General features: G+C 71.3%; 18 protein-coding genes and 1 pseudogene. 11 read left to right on the top strand and 8 right to left on the bottom strand.

What is annotated here, in order from left to right:
• Positions 1-195 precede the first annotated feature (195 nt).
• On the top strand, positions 196-483 hold the full coding sequence (locus tag VN779_RS21985) for a hypothetical protein (protein ID WP_325726384.1): 288 nt from the start codon (positions 196-198) through the stop codon (positions 481-483).
• A 144-nt stretch (positions 484-627) separates the two neighbouring features.
• Here VN779_RS21985 and VN779_RS26575 read toward each other — a convergent pair.
• The 3 genes and pseudogenes from VN779_RS26575 to VN779_RS22000 all read right to left on the bottom strand — a co-directional run.
• Positions 628-798, bottom strand: a pseudogene (locus VN779_RS26575) (DUF5999 family protein); the annotation flags it as partial.
• A 564-nt stretch (positions 799-1,362) separates the two neighbouring features.
• On the bottom strand, positions 1,363-2,505 hold the full coding sequence (locus VN779_RS21995; RefSeq protein ID WP_325726389.1) for an SPFH domain-containing protein: 1,143 nt from the start codon (positions 2,503-2,505) through the stop codon (positions 1,363-1,365).
• Between the two features lie 10 nt (positions 2,506-2,515).
• Positions 2,516-2,758 (bottom strand): hypothetical protein, encoded by a 243-nt coding sequence (locus tag VN779_RS22000; protein WP_349260890.1) that lies wholly within the window; start codon positions 2,756-2,758, stop codon positions 2,516-2,518.
• Between the two features lie 255 nt (positions 2,759-3,013).
• Here VN779_RS22000 and VN779_RS22005 point away from each other — a divergent pair, with 255 nt between their 5' ends.
• Both VN779_RS22005 and VN779_RS22010 read left to right on the top strand, forming a co-directional pair.
• A complete protein-coding gene (locus VN779_RS22005; RefSeq protein ID WP_325726393.1) occupies positions 3,014-4,498 on the top strand; it encodes a glutamate-cysteine ligase family protein in 1,485 nt (494 codons plus the stop codon).
• Between the two features lie 433 nt (positions 4,499-4,931).
• Complete coding sequence (locus tag VN779_RS22010; RefSeq protein WP_349260891.1) at positions 4,932-5,663, top strand: CPBP family intramembrane glutamic endopeptidase; 732 nt, start codon at positions 4,932-4,934, stop codon at positions 5,661-5,663.
• Positions 5,664-5,786: 123 nt separating this feature from the next.
• On the opposite strand, the gene VN779_RS22015 is transcribed toward VN779_RS22010, so the two are convergent.
• Positions 5,787-6,500 (bottom strand): GNAT family protein, encoded by a 714-nt coding sequence (locus VN779_RS22015; protein WP_325726397.1) that lies wholly within the window; start codon positions 6,498-6,500, stop codon positions 5,787-5,789.
• A gap of 273 nt (positions 6,501-6,773) precedes the next feature.
• Here VN779_RS22015 and VN779_RS22020 point away from each other — a divergent pair, with 273 nt between their 5' ends.
• Positions 6,774-7,778, top strand: coding sequence for an NADP-dependent oxidoreductase (locus VN779_RS22020; RefSeq protein ID WP_325726399.1), 1,005 nt, complete (start codon positions 6,774-6,776; stop codon positions 7,776-7,778).
• 112 nt (positions 7,779-7,890) lie between these two features.
• Here the strand turns inward: VN779_RS22020 and VN779_RS22025 are convergent, their stop codons facing one another.
• The gene (locus VN779_RS22025) at positions 7,891-8,556 is read right to left on the bottom strand and encodes a GNAT family N-acetyltransferase (protein WP_325726401.1); all 666 of its coding nucleotides are present in this window, start codon (positions 8,554-8,556) and stop codon (positions 7,891-7,893) included.
• 186 nt (positions 8,557-8,742) lie between these two features.
• On the opposite strand from VN779_RS22025, the gene VN779_RS22030 reads away from it, so the two are divergent.
• The 3 genes from VN779_RS22030 to VN779_RS22040 all read left to right on the top strand — a co-directional run bounded on the left by VN779_RS22030 (position 8,743) and on the right by VN779_RS22040 (position 12,684).
• A complete protein-coding gene (locus tag VN779_RS22030) occupies positions 8,743-9,435 on the top strand; it encodes a class II aldolase/adducin family protein (RefSeq protein ID WP_325726403.1) in 693 nt (230 codons plus the stop codon).
• Positions 9,436-9,513: 78 nt separating this feature from the next.
• On the top strand, positions 9,514-11,043 hold the full coding sequence (locus VN779_RS22035; RefSeq protein ID WP_325726405.1) for an aspartate aminotransferase family protein: 1,530 nt from the start codon (positions 9,514-9,516) through the stop codon (positions 11,041-11,043).
• 51 nt (positions 11,044-11,094) lie between these two features.
• The gene (locus VN779_RS22040; RefSeq protein ID WP_325726407.1) at positions 11,095-12,684 is read left to right on the top strand and encodes an FGGY-family carbohydrate kinase; all 1,590 of its coding nucleotides are present in this window, start codon (positions 11,095-11,097) and stop codon (positions 12,682-12,684) included.
• 72 nt (positions 12,685-12,756) lie between these two features.
• Here the strand turns inward: VN779_RS22040 and VN779_RS22045 are convergent, their stop codons facing one another.
• Entirely contained in the window at positions 12,757-13,413 is a 657-nt protein-coding gene (locus tag VN779_RS22045) for a TetR/AcrR family transcriptional regulator (RefSeq protein ID WP_325726421.1), read from the bottom strand.
• A 167-nt stretch (positions 13,414-13,580) separates the two neighbouring features.
• On the opposite strand from VN779_RS22045, the gene def reads away from it, so the two are divergent.
• Positions 13,581-14,237, top strand: a complete 657-nt coding sequence (gene def, locus VN779_RS22050) for a peptide deformylase (protein WP_325726409.1) — start codon at positions 13,581-13,583, stop codon at positions 14,235-14,237.
• 120 nt (positions 14,238-14,357) lie between these two features.
• On the opposite strand, the gene VN779_RS22055 is transcribed toward def, so the two are convergent.
• Positions 14,358-15,527 carry a polysaccharide deacetylase family protein gene (locus VN779_RS22055; protein ID WP_325726411.1) on the bottom strand — a complete coding sequence of 390 codons (1,170 nt, stop codon included), beginning with the start codon at positions 15,525-15,527 and terminating at the stop codon, positions 14,358-14,360.
• Positions 15,528-15,854: 327 nt separating this feature from the next.
• Here VN779_RS22055 and VN779_RS22060 point away from each other — a divergent pair, with 327 nt between their 5' ends.
• Both VN779_RS22060 and VN779_RS22065 read left to right on the top strand, forming a co-directional pair.
• Positions 15,855-17,276: a family 2B encapsulin nanocompartment shell protein gene (locus tag VN779_RS22060; protein WP_325726413.1), complete on the top strand. Its 1,422-nt coding sequence runs from the start codon at positions 15,855-15,857 to the stop codon at positions 17,274-17,276.
• A 112-nt stretch (positions 17,277-17,388) separates the two neighbouring features.
• Entirely contained in the window at positions 17,389-18,537 is a 1,149-nt protein-coding gene (locus VN779_RS22065) for a family 2 encapsulin nanocompartment cargo protein polyprenyl transferase (RefSeq protein WP_325726415.1), read from the top strand.
• Here the strand turns inward: VN779_RS22065 and VN779_RS22070 are convergent.
• Positions 18,534-19,736: a hypothetical protein gene (locus VN779_RS22070; RefSeq protein ID WP_325726417.1), complete on the bottom strand. Its 1,203-nt coding sequence runs from the start codon at positions 19,734-19,736 to the stop codon at positions 18,534-18,536. The genes VN779_RS22065 and VN779_RS22070 overlap by 4 nt on opposite strands.
• A gap of 156 nt (positions 19,737-19,892) precedes the next feature.
• On the opposite strand from VN779_RS22070, the gene VN779_RS22075 reads away from it, so the two are divergent.
• Positions 19,893-21,401 (top strand): RICIN domain-containing protein, encoded by a 1,509-nt coding sequence (locus VN779_RS22075; RefSeq protein WP_325726419.1) that lies wholly within the window; start codon positions 19,893-19,895, stop codon positions 21,399-21,401.
• Positions 21,402-21,898: the final 497 nt, after the last annotated feature.

The following is a 21,898-nucleotide window of genomic DNA, read 5'->3' on the forward strand; positions in this document are numbered from 1 at the left end:
AAGCCGATAGCTACACCCGAGAAGCGCCGTTCCGGGGCCGGAACGGCGCTTTCTCAGTGTTCGAAGCCGTCCCTAGGCTCGTCGCGACAAGGAGGAGGGAGGCATCATGGTTGTCATGACCGCGGAAAGATTCGATCTGCCTAACGATGGAACGATTACGGCCAGACCGGAAAACACAGTTTCGTCGCCGACGGCGTGGCGTTCAAGCTCGGCCACAAACCCGACCTGAACATCGGTACTCGCGCCGCCGCGGACGTTTGGGCAGTCATCGAGGCAGTCTCGAACGTAAGCGAAGAGCGTGATGCCGCCGAAAAGTTTGGCGCTTATGCCGAGCCTGGCATTCCGAACTACTGGATCATCCGGCGGGACACGGTTGAGGACGATGGAGTCATCAGCATGCATGAGCTCGTTGGCGGTGCGTACAAGATCACGGGCACGCGGCTCGTCTCGCAGCTGGCGGAATCGGCCGACGACGCGCGGTAGTCTGCGCGCGGTCACCGTCCCGCTCGGTCCTCCCGTACCCCCGTTCGCGTGGTTCGGTCGGCCGCTGCCGACCGACCGGACCCCGTGTGGTGGTGCTCCCCGTGCACCCCGGCCCCGGGTGCCAGCTCCGGTAGTGCGGTGCCGCTAGCGCTGGGCGGGGATCAGCTCGCTGCCGGGAAGTAGCGCGCCGAGATCGTCGAACACGATCACCCCGTTGCACAGCAGCGACCAGCCCTGCTCCGGGTGCGACGCGACGACGTGGGCGCGGTAGCGGTCCGCGGCGTCGGACGGTGGGCAGGCGGGCTGGTGGAGACAGTGCTCTGAAAGTGCGGCAGCGCTCGTGGCTGCGGTTCCCGTGACGGCGCGCGGTGCGAGCGCTTGCGATCGAGCGGCGCCGGATGTGGTAGCAGGCATTGGGTGTCCCTCCCTCGGGACGAGTTGTTCGCCTCTACCGCCTTAGTGTCCGCTCGCACCGGGTCCTATGGCGGGTTTCGGCTCGCAGTCCGCCCTTCCGCGCAGACGAACTACCCGAACGGGCGGGGTCGTCTGGCCCGAATGGGCTAGACCACTTTCTGTTCTCAACGCCCCCAGTAGACGCCGAATCCCCGGCAACATCAAGAGTCCCGAGCGACCGCTCGGCGATCCACCGCGATCACCGGGCGCAGCGCCCGCGCCAGTGCCCCGACCGGGTGAAACTTGCGCGACAGGCAGCCGCCGCGCGGCCACGCACGGTCGCCACGCGGGGAGTTGTGAGGCTCCGGCGCGCTCCTGGTTCCGGTACGCAGCCGGCCGGTCGCGGCGGGTGAAAGTTACCGCGCCGCGACCGGCCGCACGCCGGGCCGCTGCTTGCTTCTCGTGGTTCTGTGGTTTCTCGCGGCGCTACCGGCGGTCGCGGCCCGGGTCTTCCGCCTCGATCGCGATCGGCTCGGCGCGCTCGTCCTGCGGCGCACCGATGCCGCGTTTGACCGAGTCCAGGATCGTCAGGCCCTGACTGACCAGCCCGGCGGCGATCTCCCCGAGTCCGTCCGCGCCGTTGAGCACGTTGACGTTCGCGCCGGCCAGGCCGCGCGCGGCCTCCTTGACGATCTGCGGCAGCTGATCGATCAGCATCCGGTCCAGCGCCACCCGGTTGTTGGAGTTGGCGGCCTCGGCCAGGATCCGGGTGCGCTCCGCTTCCGCGATCGCCAGCAGCCTGATGCGCTCAGCCTCGGCTTCCGCCGGCCTGACGACCTCGGCCACCAGTTGCTGCTGGCGCAGTTCGGCCGCGCGCTGGGCCAGTTCGGTCTGCGCGGTGAGCACCTCGCGCTGGGCACTGGCCTGGGCCAGCGGCCCGGCCTGCGCCGCCTCGGCCTGCGCCCGGTCGATCTCCGCCTTGTACTCGGCCTGCACCACCGCGGTGTGCCGGGCGTACTCGGCCTGCAGGCGCTGCGCCTCCTGCTGTGCCTCGGCGGCCGTCTGAACCGCCTGCGCTTGGGCGATCTGCGCCTGGCGCTGGATCGCCGCTTTGTGCGGGGCGCTCATCGCGTCGATGTATCCGCTGCCCATGTCGTCGATCGACTGGATCTGCAGGGAGTCCACGGTCAGCCCGATCCTGGCCATCTCGATCTTCGAGGTGTCCAGCACCTCGCTGGCCAGCTTCTGGCGCTCGGTGACGATCTCCTCGACCGTCATCGACCCGATGATCGAACGCAGGTGCCCGGCGAAAATCCGCCCGGTGAGCACCGACATCTGGTTCTGGTCGGACAGGAAACGCTGCCCGGCGTTGACGATGCTCTCCGAGTCGTTGCCCACCTTGAACGCGATCACCGCGCGCACCGTCAGCGAGATGCCCTGCCGGGTCACGCAGGTCTCGGCGACTTCGGCCTCGCACATCGCCAGCGTCAGGAACCGCACCTTGCGGAAGACCGGCGGAACGAACTTGCCGTGCCCCGTGACCACCCGGAACGGTGCGCCACCCTGCCCCCGTCGCCCCCCGGAGATCAGCATCGCCTGGTCGGGGGCGGGCACCTTGTACCCGAACATCGCATACTCCTTAGTCGCCGGCCATGCCGGCCTCCGGACCAAGCGGGTCCTCCCACTCGGCCACTTCCACCGTCCGCGAACCGCGCGACTCGACCACCAGCACCGTCGCGCCTCGCGGCAAAGGCGTCTCAGACCAGGCCAGATAGGTCTCCGAGCCGCCGCGAATCTTGACCAGAACCTCACCCGGACCGGCCGGGCCGCGGGTGCCGATCACGAGCACACCCACACAGCCGATCGCCGACTCGTCCCGCACCGCCCTCGCCCCCTCGTCCGCGCGCCGAATCGACCTGGTGCCGTCACAGTACTCCCGCACGCAACGCTGCGCGTGCACGCCACTACCGCACCGCGCGAACCCGCCGCTGCCTGCGCATGCGCGCCCGTATGGAGACCCCGTGCGGCGGGTACGTGAGCTACACAGCGTCAGCCGTACCGCCTGGCCGCCGCGCACACCCCGGCGTCGTTCGCGGGGCCGGCGCCGCGGCCGGGCTCGGCAGGAAGGAGAGCCGGGTTGGGCGAGCGCGTCACCGTGGCGGACCTGGGGTTCGACGGGACGGACCGGGCCAGGTTCCGCAGCAGGCTGGGCTCCTGCCAGCAGGTGCTCGAGCGGATGCTGGCCGAGGACCGCTTCGAGAAGGGCCGCAAGCTGTGCGGCGTCGAACTCGAGCTGGTGCTCATCGACGGCCACGGCGACCCGGCGATGGTCAACACCGCGGTGCTCGATCAGATCGCCTCGCCCGACTTCCAGACCGAACTGGGCCTGTTCAACCTCGAGGTGAACATCGCCCCGCACAAGCTGAACGCCTCGGTGTTCTCCGAGCTGGCCGAGGAGCTGCGCACCGCGCTGCTCTACGCCGACCGGGTCGCGGCCGGCTGCGGAGCCCACGTGGCGATGATCGGGATCCTGCCGACCCTGGACGCGGCGCACATGGTGCGCGAGAACTTCTCCGCCGACGACCGGTATGTGCTGCTCAACGACCAGCTCGCCTCGGTGCGCGGGGAGGACTTCCACCTGCGCATCGACGGCCCGGAGCCGCTGGACATCACCTTCTCCAACATCCTGCCGGAGGCCGCGTGCACCTCGGTGCAGTTCCACCTGCAGGTCACCCCGGAGGGCTTCGCCCCGGCGTGGAACGCGGCGCAGGCGATCGCCGGGGTGCAGGTCGCGCTCGGGGCCAACTCCCCGTTCCTGTTCGGCCGGCGGCTGTGGCACGAGACGCGCATCGCGCTGTTCGAGCAGGCCACCGATTCGCGGCCGCTGGAGCTTGCGGCGCAGGGAGTGCGGCCGCGGGTGTGGTTCGGCGAGCGGTGGATCCAGGACCCCGCGGAGCTGTTCCGGGAGAACCTGCGGTACTTCACCGCGCTGCTGCCGCGCGTGGACCCCGAGGACCCGGAGCAGTCCCTGACGGCCGGGCGGGTCCCGCACCTGCCGGAGCTGCGGCTGCACAACGGCACGGTGTACCGGTGGAACCGGCCGGTGTACGACGTGGCGCGCGGCAAGCCGCACCTGCGGGTGGAGAACCGGGTGCTGCCGGCCGGCCCGAGCGTGCTGGACGTGCTGGCGAACGCCGCGTTCTACTACGGGCTGGTGCGCGCCCTGAGCGAGGCCGAGCAACCGGTGTGGCGGCGCCTGTCGTTCGCGGCGGCGCGCAACAACCTGCACGCGGCGGCGCGTGACGGCATCGGCGCGCGGCTGCACTGGCCGGGGCGCGGGCAGGTCCAGGCCGCGGGCCTGGTGCTCGACGAGCTGTTGCCGCTCGCGGCGGCGGGCCTGGATCGCTGGCGCATCGACCCGCGCGAGCGGGACCTGTACCTGGGCATCATCGAGGCGCGGGCGCGCACCCGGCGCAACGGCGCGATCTGGCAGATGGAGCAGGTCGAGCACCTGGAACGCAAGCGGGGGCTAAGCCGCGCCGCCGCATTGGCGGCGATGGTGCCGCGTTACGCGGAGCTGGCGCGCGCGGGGGATCCGGTGCATACCTGGCCGGTGGGGTAGGCAAGCGGTGAACGACGGCAGAGGACGGCTGGCACGCCGTGTCGGCCGAATGAGCGGATAGGCGTGATCATCGGCGGGTAGCGCGCGGTGGTCGGCGGCGGCGCTTGGCGTGAACTGATCGGTGGGCGGGGGCGTGCACTCGGGTGGGGCGGGTGTATGTCGGTGTGCTCAGGTGCGCGTGGCAGACTGCGCCCGGGAACCGACCACGCCGCAGGAGGCACGCACGATGGCCGCGCTCGAGAACGCCATGCCTGCGCCCGAGGACGGCCGGCCGCGCCAGCCGGAGGTACCGCCACGCGGCGGCGACGACGTCTCGCACTCCCCGCAACCGCGATCCGGCTTTTCGCTAGACGAGGGGCTGACGCCAGGCGGTGAGCGAACGCAGCCCAGCCCTGGGTCGCGCTGGCCGGTGCTCTACACCCGCAGGCTGATCATGTTCGAGGTCGGCGCGGTGCTCGCGGTCTCCCTCGGGCGCTCCGCGGTCTCGGCGTTCATCGACCTGATGGGTTCGCTCACCGCTCGCAAGGCTCTTAGTGCCCAGCACGCCACGCTCAACGCCTCGGCGGCGCCCGGGCGTCCCTGGCTGGACCTGTCCTTCCAGCTCTACGGGATCGCGTTCGGTCTCGCGCCGGTCCTGCTGGTCGCCTACCTGCTCTCGCGCGAGGGCGCGTCGCTGCGCACGCTGGGCGCGGATCGCACCCGGCCGTGGTGGGATCTGGGGCGCGGCGCGGCGGTCGCGGCGGTGATCGGCGGCAGCGGGCTCGGCCTGTACCTGGCCGCGCACGCCGCGGGAGCCGCGCTGACCGTGGTGCCCACGACCCTGCCGCCGGTGTGGTGGCGCATCCCGGTGCTGATCGCCTCGGCATTCCAGAACGCGGCGCTGGAGGAGGTGGTCGTCCTGGGCTACCTGCTGCGCCGCTTCAAACAAGCCGGGTTGACCGACTCGGGCTCGGACGTGCTCAGCGCCCTGATCCGCGGCTCGTACCACCTCTACCAGGGGTTCGGCGGGTTCATCGGCAACCTGGTGATGGGGCTGATCTTCGCGCGGCTCTACCGGCGCTGGGGCCGGGTGATGCCGCTGCTGGTGGCGCACGGGCTGATCGACACCGTGGCGTTCGTCGGGTATGTGCTGCTGGCGCCGCATGTCAGCTGGCTGCCGCACTGACCGGGCGGCCGCGAGGGCGGCGGGTGTGCGCGGCGATCTGTGCCGTAGGGCGCCGGGCCGTCCGGTCGGGAACGGCCCGGCGCTGTGGCGTGGGGACTTTGCGGGGGAGAGGGGCCCGGCGCCTTACGCGGCGACGGGCTCGCGATCAGGTTCGGGCCACGCGCCGGATTGCGGCGCGAGCGCGTCGCGGCCCGCCGCGACGCCATGGCGTTCCAGACGCGCGATCAGCCTCGTCTTCGCGCCCTGCCACTCCTCGGACAGGATCGAGAAGAGCGCGGAGTCGCGCACGCCGCCCTCGGCCGCCGGGAAGTGCGCGCGGCGCACTCCCTCGAAGGTGGCGCCGAGCGCGAGGATCGCGGCGCGGGAACGCTCGTTGCGGGTATCGGCCTTGAATGAGACCCGCTGCACCCGCCAGTGCTCGAAGGCGTGCGTGAGCATCAGCAGTTTCGCCTCGACGTTGATCCCGGTGCGCTGCGCGGACGGGGTCAGCCAGGTCGAGCCGATCTCGGCCGCGTCCGGGACCCCGCAGGGATCAACGTGCCCGTGCCGGGGCGGCCAGACCCCGGCGTTCCAGTACTCGAGCTCCCGGAAGCGGGTGGTGCCCACCACCCGGCCGGTGCGCAGCTCGACCGTGGCGAAGGGGACCGCGACGTGCGCGCGAAGGTCATCGCCCGCCACGTCGAGATAGCGGCGCACGGCCGCCCGGTCCTTGGGTACATAGGTGTACCCGAACGACGCGCGATCCTCGGTGGCCGCCGCGAGCAGCGGTTCGAGGTGGTCCTCGCGCATCGGTTCCAGCCGCACGAGGCGGCCGGTCAGCGTGAAAGGTGCTGGCATGGCGCACATCATGCACGGCTCGGGCCCTCGTGGGGAGTGACACGACGATCCGACGCTCAAGCGACCTCTTGCGGGGCCCCGGCGGCAGTGCCTACGCCAGCCGGCGGCCGCGAAAGCGCAGCTCAGCGCGCCGGGTCAAGTTCACCGGTAACACTGTTCATGATATGAAGTATTGTGGGCCGGGTAGCCGGCCGCGCCGCAGTCCCGCGACCCGGGGCCAGCGGTGCGCCACCTAACGTCACACCGCGTCCACCACGACGAAGGGCACCCACGATGACGACCACCGCCCGCGAGTTCCACCTGGCCTCCCGCCCGCAGGGCACCCCGGGGCCCGAGCACTTCCGCCTGGTTCAGCGGGAGCTGCCCGACCCGCAGCCCGGGCAGGTGCTGGTGCGCAACGAGGTGCTCTCCGTCGACCCGTACATGCGCGGGCGGATGAACGACGTGAAGTCCTACGTGCCGCCGTTCGCGCTCGACGCTCCGCTTGAGGGCGGCGCGGTCGGCACCGTGATCGCCTCCGGCTCGGACGCGGTACCAGTCGGGGCGAGCGTGCTGCACATGGGCGGCTGGCGTGACTACGCCCTGATCCCCGCCAAGCACGCCACCGTGGTGGACACCAAGCTGGCCGCGGCCGCGCAGTACCTCGGCGCGCTGGGCACCACCGGCCTGACCGCCTGGGGCGGGCTGCTGTTCGCCGCCGAGTTCAAGGCGGGCGACACGGTGTTCGTCTCCGGCGCGGCCGGCGCGGTCGGCTCGCTGGTCGGGCAGATCGCCAGGCTCAAGGGCGCGGCGAGGGTGATCGGGTCGGCCGGCGGGCCGCAGAAGGCACGCGCGCTGACCGAGCGGTTCGGCTACGACGCGGCGATCGACTACCGCGCGGGCGACGTGCGCGGGCAGCTGGCGGCGGCCGCGCCGGACGGCATCGACGTGTACTTCGACAACGTCGGCGGCGAACACCTGGAGGCGGCGATCGGCGCGGCCCGGCTGCACGCACGCATCGCGATGTGCGGCGCGATCGCCCAGTACAACAGCGCCGAGCCCACGCCCGCGCCGCGCAACCTGGCCCTGGCGATCGGCAAGCGGCTGACCCTGCGCGGGTTCATCGTGATGGACTACCAGCCGCGTTTCGCCGAGTTCGCCGCCGAGATGGCCCCATGGCTGGCCTCCGGGCAGATCGAGGCGGCCGAGACCGTGGTCGACGGGCTGGAGAAGACCCCCGACGCGTTCCTGAGCCTGTTCACCGGCGGGAACACCGGAAAGATGCTGATCAAGCTGTAGCAGGGCGCGAGGATCCCAGATACGCCCGGCGCCGCGCGGCGCTTCGCACGCCGCGAAGCGCCGGCGCCGCTGGTGCGCTGCCGCTTTGCCTTCGGCTCTCGCCGGTGAGGTGTTACTGCGGGATCGGGTCGCCTGGCAGCAGCGAGCCGATCCACCCGTCCAGCCGCTCGCCGCGCTGCACCCACCGCGAGCGCAGCTTGCCCTCGACGGTGAAGCCCGCCTTGACCGCGACCGCGCGCGAGCCCTCGTTGCCGTCGAACGCGATCCACTCGATGCGCTGCAGGCCCAGCTGCGCGAACCCCCAGCGGCAGATCGCGCGCACCGCCTCGAGCGTGTAGCCCTGCCGGCGTGCCTCGGGCGCGGTCCAGTAGCCGACCTCCGCCATCGCCCCGTTCTTCGCCTGCGGGCCGCTGATCCCGTGCAGGCCGATCATGCCCAGCAGCTGCCCGCTGGTGGCGTGGTAGAACCCGAAGACCGCGTTGCTGCCCTCCTTCGCCCACCCCGGCACCGACTTCTCCACGAAGTCGCGGGCGTGCTCGTACTCATACGGGGACGGCACCGCGGTATACCGCTGGATCGCCGGGTCCTGGCAGATGCGGTAGATCGCGTCGATGTCCGCGGACGTCGGCGCGGTGAGCACCAGGCGCCCGGTGGTGATCATGGTGCCGGTCAGATCGCGGCCGGAGCCCGGCGCCTGGCTGTCCGCCGCCTGCGCGTGGGGCTCGGCGCCAGGGGCCGTTTCCGGGCTTTCGGGCATGTTTGCGGTGGTTTGCTGCACGGTGGTCTCCTTTACTACGCGCGACGCTACCGGCCGCCCGCGCGGGGCGGCCACCTAATTGCCGGCCCCGCCTCGCGCTCTTGACAGGGCAGCGGCCCGCGGCGGAGCATGAACCCGACACAAAACATGAGCACGTGTTCATATTCCGCGCCGGGCGCGGACCGAGCGGGAAACCGAGGTGCCCCGATGCTGCTGGCCGAAGAACGCGAAGCCCTGGCCGCCGCCGGCCGCCGCCTGGCCGAGCGCGGCCTGGTCATCGGCACCAGCGGCAACCTCTCCGCGCGGCGCGATGACCTGGTCGCGGTGACCCCGACCGGCGCGGTGATCTCTGAGCTGAGCGCGGCCGAGATGACCGTGATCAGCCTGGCCGACGGCGCGATCGTCGAGGGCGATCTGGAACCGACCAGCGAGGTGCCGATGCACCTGGCGGTCTACCGCGCCACCTCCACCTGCGCCATCGCCCACACCCATGCGGTGACCAGCACGGCGATCGGCCTTGTGTGCGACGAGATCCCGCTGATCCACTACACGATGCTCTCCCTCGGCGGCGCGTTGCGCGTGGCCCCCTACGCCACCTACGGCACCGAGGAGCTGGCGCAGCACGTGGTGGCCGCGCTGCAGTACAAGCAGGCCGCGCTCATGCGCAACCACGGCTCGATCGCGATCGGCGGCACGGTGACGCGCTCCGTGGACCACCTGGAACTGGCCGAATGGTGCGCCGAGACCTACGCGCGCGCCCTGACGCTGTCCGCGGCGCTGCCGGGCAACGCCGACGGCGAGAAGACGGCTCCGCGGGTGCTCACGCAGAAGGAGCAGGAGGACGTGATCAACGTCGCCCTCGCCTCCGGCTACGGCAGCACGAAGAAGATCTCTCAGTAAAACCACAGCTCAGAGCTTGTACTAGTGCAAGACAATTTTGTTCTACTACGGAAATCCGGACCGGGGAAAGGCGGCGTGATGAGCAGCAGCACGCAGACGGCGCGCACCGCGGAGGGCAGTGGCGACGCCCGGCCCGCGGACACCAGCACCAGCGTTGCCGGAACGGGCACGGGGACGAGCGGCTACGCGATCTCGCAGTACCCCGACGTCCCGGCGATCGAGGCGCGGCTGCACCACCTCGTGCACTCCCCGCTGCGCGCCCTGCCGCCCGAGGCCCTGGCCCGCTACGAGGCCTGGTACGAGCAGCACGCCACCGCCTCCAAGGCGCTGGCCGCCGAAGCCGAGCAGTACATCCCCGGCGGCGTGCAGCACAACCTCGCGCTCAACGACCCCTGGCCGCTGGCGGTCACCGCCGCCGAGGGCGCCTACCTGACCGACCTGGACGGCAACAGCTACATCGACTTCCTGCAGGCCGGCGGCCCGACCGTGCTGGGCTCCAACTACGCCCCGGTGCGCGAGAAGGTCCTGGAACTGCTGGCCTCCTGCGGCCCGGTCACCGGCCTGCTGCACGAGTACGAGGTCAAGCTCGCCAAGCTCATCCACGACTTCATGCCCGCCGTGCAGCGCTTCCGGATGCTCGGCTCCGGCACCGAGGGCGTGATGGCCGCCGTGCGCGCCGCCCGCGCGTACACCGGCAAGAACCACATCATCAAGATCGGCGGCGCGTACCACGGCTGGAGCGACCAGGTCGTCTACGGCCTGCGCATCCCCGGCACCGGCTCCCTGGAAGCCACCGGCATCCCCAAGGGCGCCCTCGAACTGACCCACGAACTGCCCCCCGGCGACACCACGGCGCTCGCCGGCCTGCTCGCGCAACTGGAGGCGGACGGCGGCACCGCCGCGGTCATCGTCGAACCGGTCGGCCCGGAGTCCGGCACCTACCCGGCGGCCCGCGGCTACAACGCCCAGGTGCGTGAGCTGTGCGACCGGCACGGCGCGCTGCTGGTCTTCGACGAGGTCGTCACCGGCTTTCGGCTCGGCATGGGCGGCGCGCAAGGCTACTTCGAGGTGACCCCGGACCTGACCGTCTTCGGCAAGTGCGTCGCCGGCGGTTACCCGGCCGCGGGCGGAGTCGGCGGCAAGCAGGAGGTCATGGACGTGTTCGCCGGCGGCCTGACCGCCGCGGGACAGCGCGCGTTCGTCGGCGGCACCCTCTCCGCCAATCCGCTCTCCTGCGCGGCCGGCTACCACGCGCTGCTGGAGATGGACCGCACCGGCGCCCCCGCCAAGGCCGGGGCGGCCGGCGACCGGCTGCGCGCGGGCCTGGACGCGCTGATCGCGGCGCGCGAGCTGCCGTACGTGACCTACAACTTCGGCTCGATCGTGCACCTGCACACCTCCGGCGTGCTGCACCTGACCCTGGACAACCCCGACTTCTTCACCGAACTCGGGCCGCGCAAGGACATGCTCGGGCACATGTCCATGGCATATGCCGCCGAAGGCGTCATCACGCTGGCCGGCTCGCGCATCTACACCTCCATGGCGGACAGCGACGAGGTCCTCGACGCCGCGCTGGCCGCGTTCGACCGCGTCTTCGCGCAGGTCTGACCCGCGCCCGGCAGCAGAGACCGAGACACGCAACAGGAAGCGGGAGAAGCGATGGCCGCGCGTCTCGTACTCGGCGTGGACCTGGGCACCAGCGGGCCGAAGGTCGCGCTGGCCGACGCGCGCGGCCGGCTGCTCGGCCACGCCAAGGCCCCGGTGCCGCTGCGGCTGCTGCCGCACGGCGGCGCCGAACAGGACCCGCACGCCTGGTGGAGCGCGATCTGCGCCGCCGCCAAACAGGCCCTGGCCGACACCGCCGCGCAGCTGGGATACGACCCGGCCCCGCACGTGGCCGCGGTCTGCTTCTCCGCGCAGTGGGGCGGTACCGTCCCGGTCGACGCCGGCGGCAACCCCACCCACCCGGCGGTGATCTGGATGGACGCGCGCGGCGCCGCCTACAGCCGCGCCGCGGCCGGGGGAGCCCCGACCGTGCCCGGCACCGGGTACAACGCGCGCAAACTGCGCTCCTGGCTGGTCAAGACCGGCGGCGCCCCCACCCTGACCGGCAAGGACCCGGTCGGCCAGGCCCTGTTCCTCAAGCGCGAGCGCCCCGAGGCCTACGCCGCGGCCGCGTACCTGCTGGACGTGCCCGAATACCTCACCCTGCGCGCCACCGGACGCGCCGCCGCCGCGCACGACACCGCGGTGCTGCGCTGGTGCACCGACAACCGCACCCCCGGCGCCGTGCACTGGGATCCCGCGCTCACGCGCCAATGCGGGCTGGACCCGGACAAGCTGCCCGACCTGGTCGCACCCGCATCCATCGTCGGGCCGCTGACCGCGCAGGCCGCCACCGACCTGGGCCTGAGCACCAGCGCGCTCGTCGTGGCCGGCACCGGGGACACCACCGCCGCCGCGATCGGCGCCGGAGCGGTACGCGACTACGACGCGCACCTGTACGTGGGCACCTCGGCGTGGCTTAGCTGCCACGTGCCCTACAAGAAGACCGACCTGCGCACCTCCATCGCCTCGCTGCCGGCCGCGGTACCCGGCCGCTACTGGGTCGCCACCATCCAGGACGTGGCCGGCAAGGCGATCGACTGGCTGATCGACAACGTCCTGCACGAAACCCGGCCCGAAGCCGCGCTCGACCAGCTCAACGCCCTAGCCGAGGCCTCACCGCCGGGCGCGCGCGGCGTGCTGTTCACCCCCTGGCTCAACGGCGAGCGCACCCCGGTGGACGACTCCTCGCTGCGCGGCGGCTGGTTCAACGCCTCCCTGACCACCGACCGCGCGGACCTGGCCCGCTCGGTGTTCGAAGGCATCGCGCACAACACCCGCTGGATGCTCGAAGCCGTCGAACGCTTCACCGGCCGCACCGGCCCGCAGGGACTCGGCGCGCTGCGGTTCATCGGCGGCGGCGCCAGCTCCCGGCTGTGGTGCCAGGCGATGGCCGACATCCTGGACCGCGATATCCACCAGGTCGCCCAGCCCGTGCTGGCCAACGTACGCGGCGCCGCGCTGCTCGCCCTGGTCGCGCTCGGCGAGCTGACCTGGGATCAGATCCCCGACCTGGTGCAGATCGAACGCACCTACACCCCCGACCCGGCCACCCGCGCCGTCTACGACAAGGCCTACGCAGCGTTCCGCGACGTGCACAAACGCAACCGGCGCCTCTACGCCAAGCTCAACCCCGCGCACTAGCCGAGCCGCGGGCCGCCGCAGCCGACCGCGCGTCACGTCGATGTGCCTGACGAGACGTCAGGGCGCGGCTGGTCAGGACTCGCCGAGTCGGCTGGTCAGCCGCGCCAGATACAGCCGCAGCAGCTCCTTGAGGTCCTCAAGCACCTGCTCGTCGCCGTCCGGGGCCTGGCGGAACGCGAACTGCAGCAGCGCGTCCGCCACCACCACCGCGATCCGCGCGGCGCGCGCCAGATCCGCGCTGTCAGCCAGGGCCGCCTGCCGCACCAGGATCCGGCGCACCCCCTCCGCGATCGCCGCGTTGTTCGCCTCGTCCGCCCGCGCCAGCTCGGGGGAGACATGCCGCCCCGACCACAGCGCCACATAGCCCGGATTGGCCCGGTACAGCCCCGTGAACGCGTCGATCAGCGTGCCGACCGGGTCCTTCCACTGCTCGGCCCGCGACGCGGCCACCAGCTGCTCTATCGCCGCGTCGAACTGCCCGATGTACGTGCCCGCCAGCGCGTCGACCACCGCGGCCTTGTCCGGGAAGAACTGGTAGATCGACCCGACCGGCACCCCGGCGACCTGCGCGATGCGCCGCACCGTCAGCGCCTCGAACCCCTCGGCGGACAGGATCGAGTCGGCGGCCTCCAGGATGTGGCGCACCCGCGTGCGCGAGCGCTGCTGGCGCGGCTGGCGCCGCATCCGCGCACCCTGCGCCGCGCCGCCCTCCGGCTCCGACTCCCGCATCACGCGCCCTTCCCGTCCCGATCCGCCGCCCACGTCGTCCATCGGGCCCCGCCGCTGTCGTGGGCCGGGCCGGTTCGCCGCGCGGCGCACCGCTCGACGATACTGTCTGGAACCGCCCGCGAACGCGAACGCGAAGGCGGCCGAGCCAGAAAGGCGAGCAGCGAACCATGGCCACCCCGACCGAGGCGCCGCGCGCCGTGCGCGTGCAGGGCCAACTCCTCGAGTCCTACCCCCGCCGCGCCCCCGAGGCCGACCGCGGCCGGGTGCTGCGCGTCACCGTCGCCGGCGAGGAGATCCTGCACCGCCCGCTCAAGCCGGTCACCGAGGAGCACTACGGCAGCGCGCAGCTGGCCACCCTCATCGACGACATGTTCGCCACCCTCTACGTCGCCGAAGGCGTCGGGCTCGCGGCCAACCAGGTCGACGTCGACCTGCGCGTGTTCATCTACGACTGCCCCGACGACCAGGGCGTGCGGCACGTGGGCCACCTGTGCAACCCGGTGATCGACGACCTGCCGCCCGACGAGCGCGTCCTGGACGAGGACGAGGAGGGCTGCCTGTCCGTGCCCGGCCCCTACAAGACGCTCGCCCGCCCGCACCGCGCCGTGGCCCGCGGCTTCGACATGCACGGCAACCCGCTGGTGATCGAGGGCACCGGGTTCTTCGCCCGCTGCCTGCAGCACGAGACCGACCACCTGAGCGGCTACCTGTACATCGACCGGCTCTCCAAGCGCGACCGCAAGGACGCCCTCAAGCAGATGGAGGCGCTGCGCGAAGAGGTCTTCGCCCGCCGCGCCGCCAAAGCCGAGGCGCTGCGCGGCTAAGCCCCCAGCCCGCTGTCGCTCTGTCGCCTCCGGGACCGGGACGTACCGTGGCCCCGGACCCCTGCGCCCGAATGCAGGGGTCCGGGGCCACGGCGTTCATGCCCCGTGCCGTCACGCGCGTTAGACCGTGGTGAACCGGTAGCCGTCGTTGAGCAGCTGCGGCAGCACGATCTTGAGCGCCGCGACCGTCTGGGAACGGTCCCCGCCGCCGTCGTGCTCCAGGATGATCGAACTGGTGCGGGTGTTCTTCATGATCCGCTGCACGATGGTGTTCACCCCGGGTCGCGACCAGTCCCGCGGGTCCACCGACCAGTCCAGCGGCCGCAGGTTCGCCTGCGCGCACGCCATGAACACCGTGTGCGACCACGCCCCGTACGGCGCCCGGAAGATCGTGGGATGGATGCCGACCGCGCCCAGCGCGTCGTTGGCCCGGGAGATCTGCGAACGCACGCCCGAGAGCGAGAGCTTGGACTGGTCCGCGTGGTTCCAGGTGTGGTTCACGATCGTGTGCCCCGCCGCCACCACCTCGCTCACCAGCGAACGGTTCGCCGCGATCTGCTCGCCGATCATGCAGAAGGTCGCCTTGATCTGGTACTGGTCCAGCAGCGCCAGCACCTGCGGGGTGTACTGCGAGCTAGGCCCGTCATCCAAGGTCAGCGCGATCACCTTCGGCCCGGCGTGCACGTAGTACTCCGGCTGCGACTGCACCTGCCCCGGGTTCACCCCGCTGCCCGGATTGTTCACATCCGGCGGGGGAGAGGCGGAGGGCAGGCCCGCCGAGGAGGAAGACAGATCCGTCGGCGTCTTGGACACCACGGGACTGACCGGCGCGGCGGACGGCGAATTGGACGGGGACGGCGAAGGCGAGGCCGCGCGCGAGGAACCCGCGGAGGACAGCCGCGCCGCGGTCGCGATCCCGCACCCGCCCACCAGCGTCAGCCCGCCGGCCGCGAACAGCACCCGCCGCGAAAGCTTGCGCCGCGGCGGATGGCCGCCGCCGTCCCCGTACTGACCCGGCACGAAGCCGCCGGGACCGTAAGGACCCGCATCCGCACCCTGCTCATGCGGCGCCGGCGCGCCGTAAGGCGGCTGCCCAGGCCCGTCAGGTCCCGTGCGCTGCGCGATGATCCCGCGCGCCACCGCCGCGTGCAGCGGCAGCGTTTCGTCCAGCGCCCCGTCCTGCGCTGCGTCTTGCGACCCGTCGAGCGCAACCGTGCGCTCCAGGTCCTCGTTCCGCGCCGCGCCCTGCCCGAGGCCGCGCGCCCGCCGTTCCCACGAACTGTGATCCACGTCCGGTATAGACGAGAGGTCTAGTCATCCGGTTGTGCTTTCTTCAGACAAATTTCAGAGACGCCGCCGCGGCACCCTGCGCAGTGGAAGCAATGCAGAGCGCACACGGCGCGCGAGCACGCCATACGCGCCCCCCGCGTCCCCTCCGTCGCCCGATCGTGTAATACCCGCATACCTGACGGGGCCTCAGCATGGGCTGTGCGGAGCGATCCCAGAGTTCTACGACACCGATCGCGCCCGCCACCGCACCGGACCGCCGTCACCCGCCGCACCAACGCAGCAGACGGCCGGATCCGACGACGACACACCGGAGGGGAAAAGCACCCGATGTCCACCGACGCCGCAGCCGCGGCCCCCGCGCAGGACGAGACCCGCCAGCAGCAGTCCCTGGCCACCGCGGCCGCACGCAACCTGGCCACCACCACCAAAACCCCGCCGCAGATGCAGGGCATCACCTCCCGCTGGCTGCTGCGCATGCTCCCGTGGGTCCAGGTCTCCGGCGGCACCTACCGGGTCAACCGCCGCCTGACCTACGCCGCCGGAGGCGGCCGCGTCAGCTTCGCCAAGACCGGCGAACAGGTGCGCGTCATCCCCCCGACCCTCGCCGAACTGCCCGCGCTTCGCGCCGCCGCCGACGACGCCGACGCCCTGACCCTGCTGGCCGACCGCTTCACCCGCCGCGACTACCAGCCCGGCGAAACCCTGGCCGCCTTCGGCGAACCGGTCACCGAGATCCTGCTGATCGCCCACGGCAAGGTCAACGCGGTCGGCGCCGGCAAATACGGCGACGACACGGTCCTGGCGGTCTTCGCCGACGGCGACCACCTCGGCGACCAAGCCCTGGCCGACTCCGACAGCCTCTGGGAGTACACCGCCCGCGCCACCACCCCGGTCACCGCCCTGAGCCTGCGCGCCGCCGACTTCGCCGCCCTGGCCGGCCAGCACCCCGCGCTGCACGACGCGATCGCCCGCCACCAGGCCGACGCCGGCCAGTCCCAGGACCGCCACGGCCAGGCCGCCATCGACCTGTCCGCAGGCCACGAAGGCGAGATCGAACTGCCCGGCACCTTCGTCGACTACGAACTCGAACCGCGCGAATACGACCTGTCGGTCGCCCAGACCGTCCTGCAGGTGCACAGCCGCGTCGCCGACCTCTACAACCAGCCGATGAACCAGATCGAGCAGCAGCTCAAACTCACCGTCCAGGCGCTGCGCGAACGCCAGGAACACGAAATGATCAACAACCCGGACTTCGGGCTGCTGCACAACGCCGACTACGACCAGCGCATCCAGACCCACGCCGGCCCGCCCACCCCCGACGATCTGGACGAACTGCTCTCGCGCCGCCGCGACTCGAAGTTCTTCCTCGCCCACCCCCGCGCCATCGCCGCCTTCGGCCGCGAATGCAACCGCCGCGGCCTCTACCCCGAAAGCGTCGACGTCGCCGGCAACCGCGTGCCCTCCTGGCGCGGCGTGCCGATGTTCCCCTGCAACAAGATCCCGGTCAACGGCGGCCACACCTCCTCGATCCTCGTGCTGCGCACCGGCGAAGACAACCAGGGCGTCGTCGGCCTGCACCAGACCGGCATCCCCGACGAATACGAACCCGGACTCAACGTCCGCTTCATGGGCATCAACGAAAAAGCGATCATCTCCTACCTGGTCAGCGCCTACTACTCCGTCGCCGTCCTGGTACCCGACGCCCTGGGCGTGCTGGAGAACGTCGAGATCGCCCGTCCACGCGACTGACCCGCGACCAACCGATCAACCGACTGACTGACGGCGGCGCGCCCAGCCCCGCGCTTTCCGAACCGGGCGCGCCGCCTGCCCGTCCCGCCGCCGAAACCGGGAGACCTGACCGTTGCACGCTTCCACGCTCGACCCCCTGGACCACGACCCGTTCAACCAGGGCGCCGGCGGCCACGACGGCCCCGGCAAGCCCGGCACCGACACCTACACCGCGACCAACCCCGACACCGGCCACGAACCGGATCCAGACCGCCGCGCCGCCGCGCTCCTCGACCGAGCCCGCACCCTGGTCGAACCCGCCCTGCGCACCGCCGTATCCACCCTGCCCCCGGCCATGCGCCGCATCGCCGCCTACCACCTCGGCTGGCAACACCCCGACGGCACCCCCGCCCGCGCCGACAGCGGAAAAGCACTGCGCCCCGCGCTCGTCCTGGCCGCCACCACCGCGCTCGGCGCCCCACCGGCCACGGCCGTACCCGCAGCCGCCGCCGTCGAACTGATCCACAACTTCACCCTCCTGCACGACGACGTCATGGACCGCGACACCACCCGCCGCCACCGCCCCACCGCCTGGAGCGTCTTCGGCGCCGCCGACGCCATCCTCGCCGGAGACGCCCTGCACGCCCTCGCCCTGCGCCTGCTCGCCCACGACACCCACCCGGCCGCCACCGCAGCCACCGCGCGCCTGGCCGCATGCGTCATCGAACTGTGCGAAGGCCAGCACGAGGACTGCGCCTTCGAGACCCGCAGCCAGGTCACCCTCACCGAATGCCTCGCCATGGCCCAAGCCAAAACCGGGGCGCTGCTCGGCGCGGCCTGCGCCCTCGGCGCCCTCTACGCCAACGCCGCACCCGAGACGGCCGAGGCGATGGACGGCTTCGGCCGCGCCGTCGGCCTGGCCTTCCAACTCGCCGACGACCTGATCGGCATCTGGGGCGATCCCGCAGTCACCGGCAAACCCGCCGGCTGCGACCTGGCCACACGCAAGAAATCCCTGCCCGTAGTCGCCGCCCTCACCTCCGGCACCCCCGCCGCGAACGAACTGGCCGCGCTCTACCGCAGCCCGACGCCCATGACGGCGCACCAGGTACGCGCCGCCGCGGATGCCGTGGACCGCGCCGGCGGCCGCACCTGGGCACACCTGCAAGCCGCCGAGCACATGTCCGCCGCCATCGACCACCTCACCCGCGCCACCCCCGACCTGGACGGCGCCGAAGACCTGCTCACCCTCGCCGAACTGGCCACCCGCCGCGACCGCTAACCCCCGGCACCGACCCCGCCCGCGCTCGAGACCTCGCCCAAGTCCGCATCGAAATACCGTGACACCCCTGCGGCCTCGAACGGCCCGCGGTCCGTCACGATCCGCGTCACGAACTGCGGCGGCGTCACATCGAACGCCGGGTAGTACGCCTGCGCTACCAGCGGTGAGGCGGTGCGCACACCCTGCACCGAAAGCACCTGCGCGCCGTCACGCCGCTCGACCACCACGTCGCTCGCGGTGGGGGAGAGGGGGTCAGGGGCCTGAATCAACACGTAGAACGGGACGCCGAACGCGTGCGCCGCCACCGCCGCGCCGAGCGTGCCGACCTTGTTGAACACGTGCCCGTCCATGCTCACCCGATCCGCCGCCGTCACCAGCGCGTCCACCGGACCGAGCGCCGAGAACGGGCTGAGCACCGCCGCAGCCATCCCGTCCGTGATCAGCGTGACGTCCTGGCCAAGCTCCGCCAGCGTGTGCGCGGTCAGCCGCGCGCCCTGCAGATACGGGCGCGTCTCCGTGACCACATACCGCAGCCGCTTGCCCTGCGCGTGCACCGCCCGCACCAACTCGATCAGATACGTGTCCATCCAACAGTGCGTCAGCACCCGCGCACCATCCTGCAGCAGCCCGGCCGCGTGCCGAGCCAGCGACCGGCAGCGAGCCCGGAAATACTGCGCCTGACCCCCGGCCTGCTGCTCCACCCGCTCCACGAGCCAGGCGGCGTCCGGCGAACCCGGGGCATCCGCTTCCATCGCGATGTCGATCGTGGACAGCACCGACCGCACCGCGTCACCCACGCTGTTGTTCGTCGGCCGCGCCCCGATCAGCAGCGCCCCCGTCTCGCGCACCGCCGCGAGCGCCTCAGCCACCGGCCGACCGGCCTGCTGACGCGCCGTCAGCACCAGCCCGGCCAGCGCCGCGAAGATCGGCCCGGTGCTCTGCGTCACCATCTGCCGCATCGCGTCCGCGACCTCAGCGCCCGAACGCGCCGTCACCCACGTGACCTCGTGCGGGAAAACTCGCCGGTCGAGGATCAGCACCGCATCCGCCTCCAGTCGGACGCTGTGCTCCAGCAGGGGAGAAGGCAAGCCCCCACCCGCCACCCGCCCCTCGATCAACTCCTCCACCGAGGGCCAGCGAAACCACCCCGCAACTTTCCCCGCGCCCTCGCCCGCCGCGCCGTGCGCCGACTCAACCATCCGCCGTCCTCCTGCCGCATCGCTCGCGCCCTCGCGCCCTCGCGCACCCGCCGGGACACGGCCTCAACAGCTCGAGCGCAGGGCATTGACGATCATCGGACCTGCGAGCACAGTGATCCACGCGCGCCCGCCCGCCGCCGAGACGGAGCCCAGCAGATGATCACACCCTACCCACCCGCATCCACCCCCGGCCGCCGCACCAACCGCAGCCGCCTGCGCCGCACCGCAGCCCTACTCGCCGCCGCACTGACCGCCATCGCCGCGCCCCTCACCGCCGCAGCGCCCGCACACGCCGCCACCGCCACCTTCACCCCCGGCGCGGCCTGGAACGACACCAGCGGCAACCCGCTGCAGCTGCACGGCCTGGGCATCATCAACGTCGGCGGCACCTGGTACGGCTTCGGCGAGGACAAGACCGGGGAGAGCAGCTCGAACACCTCCTTCCAGGACATCCCCTGCTACAGCTCCACCGACCTGTCCACCTGGACGCGCCAAGCCACCGCCCTGGCCCGCCAGTCCACCGGCGACCTCGGCCCCGGCCGCATCGTGGAACGCCCCAAGGTCCTGCACAACCCCACCACCGGCAAGTACGTGATGTACCTGCACATCGACAACACCAGCTACTCCGAAGCCAAAGTCGGCGTCGCGGTTAGCGACTCGGTCTGCGGCCCCTACACCTACCAGGGCAGCTTCCAGCCCCTCGGCCACCAGAGCCGCGACATCGGCCTGTTCCAAGACACCGACGGCGCCGGCTACCTGCTCTCCGAAGACCGCGCCAACGGCCTGCGCATCGACCGGCTCTCCGCCGACTACCTCAGCGTCACCTCCTCCGTCGCAGTGTTCGCCGACTACGAAGCCCCCGCGATGGCCAAGATCGGCGACACCTACTACCTGCTCGGCTCCCACCTGACCGGCTGGTCCACCAACGACAACGTCTACGCCACCGCGACCTCCCTAACCGGGCCCTGGTCCACGTTCCGCACCTTCGCCCCGACCGGCACGAACACCTACAACTCGCAGACCGCGAACATCATCACCGTCGCCGGATCCTCAGGCACCACCTACCTCTACGCGGGCGACCGCTGGACCACCGCAAACCTCGGCACCTCCCCGCTGATCTGGCTGCCGATGACCATCTCCGGCACCACCGTCACCGTCGGCTGGCAGCGCTCCTGGACCCTGGACACCAGCGCCGGAACCTGGGCCAACGGGGCGTCCAACCCTGCTAGCGGCACCACCCACTACCTGACCAACGCCCACAGCGGCCTGGTGATGGACGTGAGCGGCGGATCCACCGCACCCGGCGGCAAAGTCATCCAGTGGACCAACCACAGCGGCGCCAACCAGCAGTGGACCCTGACCCGCACCACCGGCAACGCCTACACCGTCAAGAACGCCAACAGCGGCCTGTGCCTCGAAGCACCCGGCGGATCAACGAGCAGCGGCGTACAACTGGATCAGGGCACCTGCACCGCAGCCGCAAGCCAGCAGTGGGCCTTCGACGCGGTCGGCTCCTACACCTCCTCCAGCGACACCAGCTACCTGATGGTCAACCTCGGCAACGGCCTGACCGCCGACGACTACAACAACTCCACCACCACCGGCGGCATCGTCGACCAGTGGCCCGGAAACGGCGGCGACAACCAGACCTGGACCCTGTCCTAGAGACCGCCCTAAGCCCAACGACACGAAACCGCGGCCCAGAACCGAAGCGTTCTGGGCCGCAGTCACCGAACCACCACGCAGACTCCAGACCGACTACGGAGAGTCATCTTTCTTCGCTATATCAGCCACCGCAGAAACCGCGGCCGACGTGACTATCGAAGAACTCGTAGTCGAGTCGTTCCACCCGGCCGACGCGCCCACCGCGGACCGCCTACGCCACCTCGCCGGCGCCGGCGCCGCCGCGTAGCGAGCGTGCAGTAGCCGTATCAACGCACTGTCCTGTCTCATCGAAGTTGGCCAGCTAACGAAGCGTTGATCTGCACTGACCAACTTCGATGAGACACCTCTGCCAAGATCAGTCTCATCGAAGTTGGTCAGTTCTCGGCGTTCTCTCCAGTCGTCTCACTGAAGTTGGCCATTCAGGATCGTCCTCTCGCAGTTGTGCTGGCTTGCTCGTGGTCTTGCGTAAGGAGTTCGATGCTGGTGACACCGCTTTG

Source organism: Actinocrinis sp. (assembly GCF_035605935.1).
In the GTDB taxonomy this organism is placed as follows: Bacteria; Actinomycetota; Actinomycetes; order Streptomycetales; family Catenulisporaceae; genus Actinocrinis.